This window comes from Streptomyces sp. NPDC093591 (genome assembly GCF_044764885.1).
GTDB lineage: Bacteria > Actinomycetota > Actinomycetes > Streptomycetales > Streptomycetaceae > Streptomyces.
Genome location: NZ_JBIWIY010000015.1, coordinates 214,353 through 225,148, shown reverse-complemented (window position 1 = coordinate 225,148; position 10,796 = coordinate 214,353). Strand labels below are relative to the sequence as shown.

Genomic DNA, 10,796 nt, shown 5'->3' with positions numbered 1-10,796 from the left:
AGGAGGCCGTTTTCAGCAAGCGCGGAGGTCGTACTCGACCCGCAAGACCGGGAAGGTCTTACTTGACCTCGACGGAGGCGCCGGCGCCCTCGAGGGACTCCTTGGCCTTGTCCGCGGCCTCCTTGTTGACCTTCTCCAGAACCGGCTTCGGCGCACCGTCGACCAGGTCCTTGGCCTCCTTCAGGCCGAGGGAGGTCAGCTCACGCACGACCTTGATGACCTGGATCTTCTTGTCGCCGGCGCCGGTGAGGACGACATCGAACTCGTCCTTCTCCTCGGCGGCCTCGGCGGCGGCGCCACCAGCGGCACCACCGGCGACGACGACCGGCGCGGCAGCGGCGGCGGTGACGTCGAACTTGTCCTCGAAGGCCTTCACGAACTCGGAGAGCTCGATGAGGGTCATCTCCTCGAACTGCGCGAGCAGGTCTTCCTGGCTGAGCTTCGCCATGATGGCGGTCCTTCCACTAAATCGGCAGGTGCCGGATGTACTGGGTGAGGCGGGCGTACGTCGGCCCGCTGTGGCCTCCGCGGTCAGGCTGCGGCGGCCAGTGTGCGAGCCGAATTACTCGGCACCGCCCTGCTCGGCCTGCTTGGCGCGGAGCGCGTCCACCGTGCGGACGAGCTTCGACGGCAGCGCCTGGAAGACGGAGGCAGCCTGGGACTGCTTCGCCTTGAAGGCACCGGCCAGCTTGCTGAGCAGAACCTCGCGGGACTCGAGGTCCGCAAGCTTCTTGATCTCGTCGGCGCTGAGCGCCTTACCCTCAAGGACACCGCCCTTGATGACGAGATTCGGGTTGTCCTTGGCGAAGTCACGGAGACCCTTCGCCGACTCCACCGGGTCACCGGTGACGAAGGCGACAGCCGTCGGACCGTTGAACAGGTCGTCCAGCGTCGTGATCCCGGCCTCGTTGGCCGCAATCTTGGTCAGCGTGTTCTTCACCACGGCGTACTGGGCGTTCTCACCGAGCGAACGACGCAGCGTCTTGAGCTGCGCCACGGTGAGACCGCGGTACTCGGTCAGCACGGCAGCGTTGGAGTTGCGGAACTGCTCCGTCAACTCGGCCACTGCGGCAGCCTTGTCGGGCCTCGCCATGAGCCTCGGCCTCCTTCCGGGTGATTCTGACCGCGCGGACCCGAAGGAGGACTGGGGAAAACGAAACGCCCCGGCGCAGGCGCACGGGGCGGACTCGACCGGGCGTACATACGAGACGTACGTACTCCGGGAGCTCTTCCACTGTCACCTGCGCGGGTCGTCCGCAGTTCAGCGGATCCTTCGGCCACCGCACCCTCTTGCGAGTGCACGGCAACGACCAGCGGTCTTGGGCTTCTTTAGGAGAGTACGGGACTCGGTCGCCGTCAAGCAAATCGGCCCCTACGGCCCTCAGCTCCCGCTCTTCTTCAGCGGCTTGCGCAGGTCCACCGTGTCGTCGGCGCGGGGTGCCCGGACCGTCACCGGCTTGCCGTAATCGAGGAACGTATAGGTCAGGTCGAGCTGACCGTGGCGGCCGAAGCCCTGGGTGCGGAGCCGCCTGACGCGGTCGGTGCCGTCGACCCACACGTCCAGGGTGAGCTCGTCCACGCCCAGCTTCTCGTACTGGTCAAGGCTGTTCTCACGGCTCTGCCGGGTGGCCTTGTCGTCGATCTTCCGGAGGGAGGCGCGGAGCTCGTCGACGGTGGCCGTGGCCGCGTAGTGCGTGGTGTCGGCGCCGTCGGCCTTCTCGGAGCCGATCCGCTTCACGTCCTCGGCGGCGGCCAGGAAGGCCGCTTCCCGCGCCGGGTTGCGGCTCACTTGGTCGCGCAGGCCGCCGACGTCCATGCGCAGGCCGCCGTGCGTGGTGAACTCGGCCTTCGGGCCGTAGCTGATCCAGTGGCGGCCGCCCATTTCCTCGACCATGTCGTCGCTCGCGCTGCCGTACAGCACCCCGCCGACGAGAAGCAGTTCGGACTCGCCCTTCTCGTCGCCGCTCAGGTTGGCCGTCCTGAGCCGCGCCGCCACCGGTTTCGTACCGACAGCCGCCTCGTCCGCTATCCGCCCCCGCTGCGGAAACCGGCCGGTCACGCGGTAGTGCAGGGATGTGACGTCCTCGGACCTCTCCACGGCCCGCGCGACGGCGTCGGCGGCCGCTGAGGCCGCGGACCGCTCCGTGCCGGCCCCTGTCCCGCAGCCGGCGAGCAGCAGCGCCGCGAGGCCCGCACCCACCACCCGAGGCGGCACGAAGGCACGTACGGCAAGGCTCATTGATCCCCCCAAGGAACGCATGGCTGGTGCGTGGTCAGCGCACAGCAAGATCGGGAGCGTAGCCCAGGAACCCTGAACGGTCTTGTGAATTCCCTGCCGTTCAGTGGCCCTCAGGGTCCTTCAGCAACTCCTTGAAGTCCGCGGTGTCCCCCGCCGGAGGCTTCTCGACCGCTGCCTTCACGCCGTAGTCGCTGTAGTAGGCGGTCTGGGTCAGCCGTCCCGTGGCCGTCCGGCCTTTCTCGACCTTCTTGACCAGCAGGTTCCGCTCGTCGACCCATATGTCGAAGCTCTGCGTGGTGGCGCCCTCGCCCCGCACCGTCCCGGAGTAGTGCGTGGTGTGCTCGCCTCTCACCTTCTCCTCGCCGACTTTCCGTACGTCCGTGGAAGACAGGAGCAGCTTCACCGACGTATGCGGCGCGGTGCCGCGCATCTGGTCCGCGAGATCCGCTCCGGCAGTGCCGGCGTAGCGCTTCAGGTCGTCGTAGCCGTACTTGATCCAGTGCTTGCCGTCGGCCTTCTCGGCGAATGTGTCACCCATGCGCGCGTAGTAGGCGTCGGGGAGATAGCGGGCCTCCATCGACGTGGTGCCCAGTCGGCGCATGGTCTCGGCCGTCGTGCCGCCCGTGTACGTGATCGTCAGGGTGCCGGTGAGGCCGTCGCCCCAGGCGAGGGTGCCGTCGGCGCTCATGGACAGCGTCGAGCCCATGGTCGTCGTGGAGTCGACGCGGGCGGACTCGGCGGCGTCGGTGGACCGTTCGACGGTGCGCAGGGCTGCGGTCACGGCGCGATCAGGGGTGGCGCGGTCCTTCCTCCCGTCGGCTCCGTCGGAGGACGTGCAGGCGGCCAGGGCCGTCAGCGCGGTCAGCAGCGCGACCCAGAAGACCGACCGGCCCGCCCTCGTGCTCGTCATTCGTCCCCCCCTGTGCCCATCCCGTGAATGCACGTTAACCCAGGGCACTGACAAACGGGCCGGAGAACGGGGACGGGCCCCGCACCCGGGAAGGGTGCGGGGCCCGTCTGTGAGCCTGGTGAGCCGTTGGCTCAGACCGCGGCCGGGTCCTCCTCGACGAGGAGGTTGCGGGTGCGGTTCGGGTCGACCGGGATGCCGGGGCCGATCGTGGTGCTGATCGCGGCCTTCTTGATGTAGCGCCCCTTGGCGGCGGACGGCTTCAGACGGAGGATCTCCTCCAGCGCGGCGCCGTAGTTCTCCACCAGCTTGCTGTCGTCGAACGACACCTTGCCGATGATGAAGTGCAGGTTCGAGTGCTTGTCGACGCGGAACTCGATCTTGCCGCCCTTGATGTCGGTGACGGCCTTGGCCACGTCGGGGGTGACGGTGCCGGTCTTCGGGTTCGGCATCAGACCACGCGGACCGAGCACGCGGCCGAGGCGGCCGACCTTGCCCATGAGGTCCGGGGTGGCAACGACGGCGTCGAAGTCCAGGCGGCCCTTCGAGACCTCGTCGATCAGCTCGTCGGCACCGACGATGTCGGCGCCCGCGGCACGCGCGGCCTCGGCACGGTCACCGGTCGCGAAGACCAGGACCCGGGCGGTCTTACCGGTGCCGTGCGGAAGGTTCACGGTGCCACGGACCATCTGGTCGGCCTTACGCGGGTCGACACCCAGACGGAAGGCGACCTCGACGGTGCCGTCGAACTTGGTCGTGGACGTCTCCTTGGCGAGACGGACGGCCTCGAGCGGGGCGTAGAGCTTCTCCCGGTCGATCTTGGCGTCCGCAGCGCGGAGAGTCTTGCTGCGCTTGCTCACTACTGCTCCTGTTGCTTCTAGGAGTTGTGGTCCGGGCCGAGCAGGCCCCGCCACTTCTGCTTGGGGGTTGGGATCAGCCCTCGACCGTGATGCCCATGGAACGGGCGGTGCCGGCGATGATCTTCGCGGCGGCGTCCAGGTCGTTGGCGTTGAGGTCGGGCATCTTGGTGGTGGCGATCTCGCGGACCTGCGCCTCGGTGATCTTGGCGACCTTGGTCTTGTGCGGCTCGCCGGAGCCCTTCTCGACGCCCGCGGCCTTGAGGATCATCTTGGCGGCCGGCGGAGTCTTGGTGATGAAGGTGAAGGAACGGTCCTCGTAGACCGTGATCTCCACCGGGATGACCCAACCGCGCTGCGACTCGGTCGCGGCGTTGTAGGCCTTGCAGAACTCCATGATGTTGACGCCGTGCTGGCCCAGCGCGGGGCCGACCGGCGGAGCCGGGTTGGCGGCACCGGCCTGGATCTGGAGCTTGATGAGCCCCGTGACCTTCTTCTTCTTGGGAGGCATGCTCTCTCCGGGTCCTTAGTGAGAGTTTTCCGCCGCCATCCGTACCGCTGGCCACCTGGAACGGTGAACGTCCGGATCATCCGGATGGAGGCATACCGCACAACGATAACGGGTAACGCGTCAGGGCCAAAACCGGCAGCTCAGGCGCCCGGCCGTGCGCGACCCCGAACAGGGGCCGACCCCGGCCGCCGCGCGTCGGCCGGGGTCAGGGACGGGGGGTCAGCAGCGCTTGGCCGTGGTGGCCTGACCCGGCACCGGATCACCGGGAGCGCGCAGCGTGCCGATGGCCGCGGTGCACTCCTTCACCGTGTCGGCGGGCAGGGACCAGAACTCCTGGCTGTTGGTGGCGTTCCACCAGTCCTGGCCCACGACCTCGTCACGGGCGTAGCTGTAGACGCCGGTGCTGACGTCGTAGTCCTTGACCTTGTCGCGGAAGCTCTGCCACACCCAGACATAGCCGTAGTTCGCGTTGCACTTGGGCGAGTAGAACTGCTTCACCGAGGCCACGTGCGCGCCGCCCCGGTTGATATAGGCGGTGGCGCCGATCTGATAGGCGTCCGAGCAGACGCCGGCCGCCTGCGCCTTGACGCTCAGCGGGTTGCCCGCCTCGGACGGGGCGGTCGAGCGCGCGGTCGGGTTCTGCTTGTTCGGCGATGGGGCCGGGCCCGTGCCGGCGACCGCGGAGGTCGTCGGCAGCAGGACGCAGGCGGACGCGGCCGCCGCGACCAGGATGGTTCGAGCACGCATGAGGAAGTTCCCCCTACTTCATGGTGACTGACTCGACAGGTGCCGAATGCCGACGCGGGCAGCGACCAACTCTGGGCAAACAGCCACTAAGAGTCATAGATCGCGACGAAGAACACTGTCCGCGCGTTTCGGTCATCAAGTCAGACCGGCGGGCTCACCGGATGGTTGTGGCGCAGCACACATTTTTTGGATGCGCGGCCCGCACGGGTGCCGACGCGCACGACAAAAGGGCCTCCGACCAGCGAAAACCGCTGATCGAAGGCCCTTTGCGAAGGCTGCTGTACTGCTAGTTCTTCTGGATCTGGTCGAAGGACAGCTCGACCGGCGTCTCGCGGCCGAAGATCTCCACGAGACCCTTGACCTTCTTCGAGTCGGCGTTGATCTCGTTGATCGTGGCCTGCAGCGTGGCGAACGGGCCGTCGGTGACGGTGACCGAGTCGCCGACCTCGAAGTCCAGCACCTGGACCTCGACCTTGCGCTGCGGAGCGGGCTTGCCCTCGGCCTCGGCGGCCTCGCGGGCGGCCTTCTCCTCGGCCTCCGGGGCGAGCATCTTGACGATCTCGTCCAGGGTCAGCGGGTACGGGTCGTAGGCGTTGCCCACGAAGCCGGTGACACCGGGCGTGTTGCGGACGACGCCCCAGGACTCGTTGGTCAGGTCCATGCGGACCAGGACGTAACCCGGCAGCTTGTTCTGCTTGATCGTCTTGCGGTCGCCGTTCTTGATCTGGACGACCTCTTCCTGCGGCACCTCGGCCTGGAAGATGTAGTCCTCGACGTTCAGCGAGACGGCGCGCTGCTCCAGGTTGGTCTTCACGCGGTTCTCGTAACCGGCGTAGGTGTGGATGACGTACCACTCGCCGGGCAGGGTGCGGAGCTCCTCGCGCAGGGCGGCGACGGGGTCGACGGGCTCGGCGGGCTCCTCCTCGGCGCCCTCTTCCTCGTCCTCGACAGCCTCGACGTCACCGCCGGACTCGTCCTCGACGCTCAGCGCGGCTTCCTCGGCGGGCTCGCCCGCCTCGGCGTCGGCAGCCTCGACCTCGTCCAGGTCCTCGTCAGCGCCCTCGACGATGTCGAGCTCGTCTTCCACGGACTCGACGTCCTGCCCGTGCGGCTCGATGGCGTCGTTCAGGTTCTGGTCAGACACGGTGGCTGCTTCTTCCTGGATACATAGGGGTGGAACATACGAAAAGGGGCGCCGGTAACCGCGGCGCCCTTCGCTCTTGGCTCAGCCGAAGACGTACTTGGCGGCGTTGTCGAGCCCATAGTCAATCACGGTCACCAGGCCGATCATGAGGACGACGAAGATGATCACCACAGTGGTGTACGTCGTCAGCTGGTTCCGCGTCGGCCAGACGACCTTGCGGAGCTCCGCGATGATCTGACGGTAGAAGAGCGCGAGGCGCTTCAGCGGACCCTTCTTGGCCCGCTTGCCGCCCTTCCGGGTCTTCTTCTTGGACTCCGGCGCCTCGTCCTGGGCATCAGGCATGTCGATGGAGCCCACGGCGTCCGTCACTCGTCCTCACCTGATTCCGGGTCGTGGCCGTGCCGCGCCCGGTCTGAGCCGCACGGCGGTGCATTGCTGTACGTACATGCGCACACATCCTGGCGAAGGAGTGTGTAGCAGGGCCGGAGGGACTTGAACCCCCAACCGCCGGTTTTGGAGACCGGTGCTCTACCAATTGAGCTACGACCCTTTGTGGTGTCCCCCAACGTACCGCATCCGACCGGGTGCTCGGTGTGCACCTTGCGACCGCGGGCTGCTGAAGGCCAACGAGGTGAGAGTGTACGTGGTCCCGGGCGCCTCGTCGAACAGAAAGTGGCCGCTGGGGGCTTGGGTGGCGGAAGATCGCCTGGAGTTCGGCCGTGCGACAGTGCAAGATCGCCCAGGCCGCACGCCGGATCCGGACGGTTGTTCAGCTGATGTTCAGTCCGTGAAACCCCCGTGCCGGGCACGTTTCCTGTCTGAAACGATGGGCCCCATGAGCGCTGCAACCCCTCCCACCGAGCGCCGGGTCTCCGCCCGAGTCGGCGCGATCTCCGAGTCCGCCACCCTCGCCGTGGACGCCAAGGCCAAGGCCCTCAAGGCCGCCGGGCGTCCGGTGATCGGCTTCGGCGCCGGTGAGCCCGACTTCCCGACGCCGGACTACATCGTCGAGGCCGCCATCGAGGCGTGCAAGAACCCGAAGTTCCACCGCTACACCCCGGCCGGCGGTCTGCCGGAGCTGAAGGCCGCGATCGCCGCGAAGACGCTGCGCGACTCCGGCTACGAGCCCGACGTCTCCCAGATCCTCGTCACCAACGGCGGCAAGCAGGCCATCTACGAGGCCTTCGCCGCGATCCTCGACCCGGGCGACGAGGTCATCGTGCCGGCCCCGTACTGGACGACCTACCCGGAGTCCATCCGTCTCGCGGGCGGTGTCCCGGTCGAGGTCGTCGCCGACGAGACGACCGGCTACCGCGTCTCGGTCGAGCAGTTGGAGGCGGCCCGTACGGAGAAGACGAAGGTCGTCCTCTTCGTGTCGCCGTCCAACCCGACCGGCGCCGTCTACAGCGAGGCCGAGACCGAGGCGATCGGCCGCTGGGCCGTCGAGCACGGCCTGTGGGTGATGACGGACGAGATCTACGAGCACCTGGTCTACGGCGACGCGGTTTCCGTGTCGCTGCCCGCGGTCCTGCCGGAGCTGCGCGACAAGTGCGTCGTGGTCAACGGTGTCGCCAAGACGTACGCCATGACGGGCTGGCGGGTCGGCTGGATCATCGGCCCGAAGGACGTCGTGAAGGCCGCGACCAACCTCCAGTCGCACGCGACGTCGAACGTCTCGAACGTCGCCCAGGTCGCCGCGCTCGCCGCCGTCTCCGGTGACCTGGACGCGGTCGCGAAGATGCGCGAGGCCTTCGACCGCCGCCGCAAGACGATCGTGCGGATGCTCAACGAGATCGACGGCGTGGTCTGCCCGGAGCCCGAGGGCGCCTTCTACGCGTACCCCTCGGTGAAGGCCCTCATCGGCAAGGAGATCCGCGGCAAGCGCCCGCAGGACTCGGTCGAGCTGGCCGCGCTCATCCTGGAGGAGGCCGAGGTCGCGGTGGTGCCGGGCGAGGCCTTCGGCACGCCGGGCTATCTGCGGCTGTCGTACGCGCTCGGTGACGAGGACCTCGTCGAGGGCGTGAGCCGGATCCAGAAGCTGCTGGCGGAGGCCAGGGACTGACCACCTCCTCACGTGAGGAGGTGGTGGCGGGCCGTTCCCCTCGGGGAGCGGCCCGCTTCGTCGTCCGCGCGTGCGAGCAAGACCACGTTCGGGGAAAGCGCTACCGGGACGGCGGACACGTGCGGCAGGATCCTGGGATGGAGCGTGTACGTGATGTCTCTGAGCTGCCGAAAGCCCATCTGCACCTGCACTTCACCGGCTCAATGCGGCCGGCGACCCTGCTGGAACTGGCCGACAAGTACGGTGTGCGCCTGCCCGAGGCGCTGACCGACGCGCTGACCAGCGGGGAGCCGCCGAAGCTGCGGGCGACGGACGAGCGGGGCTGGTTCCGCTTCCAACGCCTGTACGATGCGGCGCGCTCGTGCCTGCGGCAGCCGGAGGACATCCAACGCCTGGTCAGGGAGGCCGCGGAGGAGGATCTGAAGGACGGCTCCGGCTGGCTGGAGATCCAGGTGGACCCCACGTCGTACGCGCCCCGGCTGGGCGGTCTGATCTCGGCGCTGGAGATCATCCTGGACGCGGTGGAGACGGCGTCGCGGGACACGGGTGTGGGGATGCGCGTCCTCGTCGCCGCGAACCGTATGAAGCACCCCCTGGACGCCCGCACGCTGGCGCGGCTCGCGGTGCGGTACGCCGACCAGGGCGTGGTCGGATTCGGGCTGTCGAACGACGAGCGCCGGGGTATGGCGAGGGACTTCGACCGCGCCTTCCACATCGCCCGCGAGGGCGGCCTGCTCTCGGCCCCGCACGGCGGCGAGCTGACAGGCCCATCCTCGGTCCGTGACTGCCTGGACGACCTGGGCGCGAACCGGATCGGCCACGGAGTGCGGGCGGCCGAGGACCCGCGGCTGCTGAAGCGCCTCGCCGACCGGGGCGTGACCTGCGAGGTGTGCCCCGCGTCGAACGTCGCCCTGGGCGTCTACGAGAAGCCGGAGGACGTTCCGCTGCGGACGCTGTACGAGGCCGGCGTCCCGCTGGCCCTCGGCGCCGACGACCCCCTGCTCTTCGGTTCCCGCCTCGCCGCGCAGTACGACATCGCCCGCCACCACCACGCCTTCACGGACGAGGAACTGGCGGAACTGGCCCGGCAGTCGGTGCGGGCTTCCGCGGCGCCGGAGGAGGTGAAGGCGAAGCTGCTGGCGGGGGTGGACGACTGGCTCGCCTAGCCATGGAGCGGACGGTCGTACGGCCGTCACGGCCTGCCGAGAGCTGGGCTACAGGCTCACGCCGACCGTCACCGGCTCGTTGACCAGCGTGATGCCGAAGGCCTCGCGGACGCCGGCCACGACCTCGCGGGCGAGGGCGAGGAGGTCCTCGGTGGTCGCTTCGCCCCGGTTGGTCAGGGCGAGGGTGTGCTTGGTGGAGATGCGGGCCGGGCCGGTGCCGTACCCCTTGGTGAACCCCGCCTTGTCGATGAGCCAGGCCGCGGAGGTCTTGGTGTGCCCCTCCCCCGCCGGGTACGCGGGCGGTTCCACCCCGTCGCCGAGGCGTTCGCGCACGCGCGCGTGGAACGCGGCGAACTGCTCGTCGGTGAGGATCGGGTTGGTGAAGAAGGATCCGGCCGACCAGGTGTCGTGGTCCTCGGGGTCCAGGACCATGCCCTTGCCGCTACGCAGTTTCAGCACCGTCTCGCGCGCGGCGGCCAGCGGCACGCGGTCGCCGGCTTCGACGCCGAGGGCGCGGGCCGTCTCGGCGTACTTGATGGGGGCGGAGAGCCCGTTGGCCTCCTCCAGCCGGAAGCGGACGCGCAGGACGACGTAGCGCTCGGGGTGGGCCTTGAAGCGGCTGTGGCGGTAGGAGAAGTCGCACTCGGCGTTCGGGATGACGACGGTCTCGCCCGCGCGGCGGTCGTACGCGATCACCTCGGTGATCGTCGAGGAGACCTCCTGGCCGTAGGCGCCGACGTTCTGGATCGGCGTGGCGCCCGCGGAGCCGGGGATTCCGGCGAGGCACTCGATCCCGGCGAGCCCGGCTTCGACGGTGTGGGCGACGGCGTCGGTCCACACCTCGCCGGCGGCCAGTTCGAGCGTGGTGCCGTCCAGCTCGACGCCCTTGGTGGCGATGACCAGCGCGGTGCCGGCGAAGCCCTTGTCCCCGATGACCAGGTTCGATCCGCCGCCGACGAGCAGCAGCGGGGTGCCACTGGCATCGGCTTCGCGCACGACGTCGATCACCTCGGCGTCGGTCGTGGCGGTGACCAGGCGGGTGGCGGGGCCGCCCAGCCGGAAGGTGGTGAGGGGGGCGAGGGGGGCGTCGTGGAGTTCCTGCACGGGCCCAAGACTACGAGACGGCACTGACAGCCCCGGCACCCGTGCGCGGTGCCGGGGCG

At 68.8% G+C, this 10,796-nt stretch carries 12 protein-coding genes and 1 tRNA gene; 2 read left to right on the top strand and 11 right to left on the bottom strand.

The window, feature by feature from the left end; translation table 11 throughout:
- Positions 1–58: 58 nt before the first annotated feature.
- The 10 genes from rplL to ACIREI_RS30035 form a co-directional block, all read right to left on the bottom strand.
- On the bottom strand, positions 59–448 hold the full coding sequence (gene rplL, locus ACIREI_RS30080) for a 50S ribosomal protein L7/L12 (RefSeq protein ID WP_403339310.1): 390 nt from the start codon (positions 446–448) through the stop codon (positions 59–61).
- A gap of 114 nt (positions 449–562) precedes the next feature.
- A complete protein-coding gene (rplJ, locus tag ACIREI_RS30075) occupies positions 563–1,093 on the bottom strand; it encodes a 50S ribosomal protein L10 (RefSeq protein ID WP_030046352.1) in 531 nt (176 codons plus the stop codon).
- A gap of 288 nt (positions 1,094–1,381) precedes the next feature.
- Positions 1,382–2,239, bottom strand: a complete 858-nt coding sequence (locus ACIREI_RS30070) for a hypothetical protein (protein ID WP_403339307.1) — start codon at positions 2,237–2,239, stop codon at positions 1,382–1,384.
- A gap of 100 nt (positions 2,240–2,339) precedes the next feature.
- Entirely contained in the window at positions 2,340–3,149 is an 810-nt protein-coding gene (locus ACIREI_RS30065; RefSeq protein WP_403339305.1) for a hypothetical protein, read from the bottom strand.
- A gap of 131 nt (positions 3,150–3,280) precedes the next feature.
- Complete coding sequence (gene rplA / locus ACIREI_RS30060) at positions 3,281–4,006, bottom strand: 50S ribosomal protein L1 (protein ID WP_048585309.1); 726 nt, start codon at positions 4,004–4,006, stop codon at positions 3,281–3,283.
- A 73-nt stretch (positions 4,007–4,079) separates the two neighbouring features.
- Positions 4,080–4,514, bottom strand: coding sequence for a 50S ribosomal protein L11 (rplK, locus tag ACIREI_RS30055; protein ID WP_028805116.1), 435 nt, complete (start codon positions 4,512–4,514; stop codon positions 4,080–4,082).
- 219 nt (positions 4,515–4,733) lie between these two features.
- Positions 4,734–5,261 carry a hypothetical protein gene (locus ACIREI_RS30050; protein ID WP_403339300.1) on the bottom strand — a complete coding sequence of 176 codons (528 nt, stop codon included), beginning with the start codon at positions 5,259–5,261 and terminating at the stop codon, positions 4,734–4,736.
- A 286-nt stretch (positions 5,262–5,547) separates the two neighbouring features.
- Entirely contained in the window at positions 5,548–6,405 is an 858-nt protein-coding gene (gene nusG, locus ACIREI_RS30045; RefSeq protein WP_403339297.1) for a transcription termination/antitermination protein NusG, read from the bottom strand.
- A gap of 81 nt (positions 6,406–6,486) precedes the next feature.
- Positions 6,487–6,774, bottom strand: a complete 288-nt coding sequence (gene secE, locus ACIREI_RS30040; RefSeq protein ID WP_398820187.1) for a preprotein translocase subunit SecE — start codon at positions 6,772–6,774, stop codon at positions 6,487–6,489.
- Positions 6,775–6,882: 108 nt separating this feature from the next.
- A tRNA-Trp gene (locus ACIREI_RS30035) sits at positions 6,883–6,955 on the bottom strand.
- Positions 6,956–7,240: 285 nt separating this feature from the next.
- On the opposite strand from ACIREI_RS30035, the gene ACIREI_RS30030 reads away from it, so the two are divergent.
- Positions 7,241–8,467 (top strand): pyridoxal phosphate-dependent aminotransferase, encoded by a 1,227-nt coding sequence (locus ACIREI_RS30030; protein WP_403339293.1) that lies wholly within the window; start codon positions 7,241–7,243, stop codon positions 8,465–8,467.
- 137 nt (positions 8,468–8,604) lie between these two features.
- Complete coding sequence (locus ACIREI_RS30025) at positions 8,605–9,633, top strand: adenosine deaminase (RefSeq protein ID WP_403339290.1); 1,029 nt, start codon at positions 8,605–8,607, stop codon at positions 9,631–9,633.
- A gap of 48 nt (positions 9,634–9,681) precedes the next feature.
- Here the strand turns inward: ACIREI_RS30025 and ACIREI_RS30020 are convergent, their stop codons facing one another.
- Positions 9,682–10,737, bottom strand: coding sequence for a UDP-N-acetylmuramate dehydrogenase (locus ACIREI_RS30020; RefSeq protein ID WP_403339287.1), 1,056 nt, complete (start codon positions 10,735–10,737; stop codon positions 9,682–9,684).
- Between the last annotated feature and the right edge of the window lie 59 nt (positions 10,738–10,796).

What these genes read in the sequence shown, in the direction of transcription:
- rplL (WP_403339310.1), bottom strand. Translation starts at nt 448, where the DNA reads ATGGCGAAGCTCAGCCAGGAAGACCTGCTCGCGCAGTTCGAGGAGATG.
- rplJ (WP_030046352.1), bottom strand. Translation starts at nt 1,093, where the DNA reads ATGGCGAGGCCCGACAAGGCTGCCGCAGTGGCCGAGTTGACGGAGCAG.
- ACIREI_RS30070 (WP_403339307.1), bottom strand. Translation starts at nt 2,239, where the DNA reads ATGAGCCTTGCCGTACGTGCCTTCGTGCCGCCTCGGGTGGTGGGTGCG.
- ACIREI_RS30065 (WP_403339305.1), bottom strand. Translation starts at nt 3,149, where the DNA reads ATGACGAGCACGAGGGCGGGCCGGTCGGTCTTCTGGGTCGCGCTGCTG.
- rplK (WP_028805116.1), bottom strand. Translation starts at nt 4,514, where the DNA reads ATGCCTCCCAAGAAGAAGAAGGTCACGGGGCTCATCAAGCTCCAGATC.
- ACIREI_RS30050 (WP_403339300.1), bottom strand. Translation starts at nt 5,261, where the DNA reads ATGCGTGCTCGAACCATCCTGGTCGCGGCGGCCGCGTCCGCCTGCGTC.
- ACIREI_RS30030 (WP_403339293.1), top strand. Translation starts at nt 7,241, where the DNA reads ATGAGCGCTGCAACCCCTCCCACCGAGCGCCGGGTCTCCGCCCGAGTC.
- ACIREI_RS30025 (WP_403339290.1), top strand. Translation starts at nt 8,605, where the DNA reads ATGGAGCGTGTACGTGATGTCTCTGAGCTGCCGAAAGCCCATCTGCAC.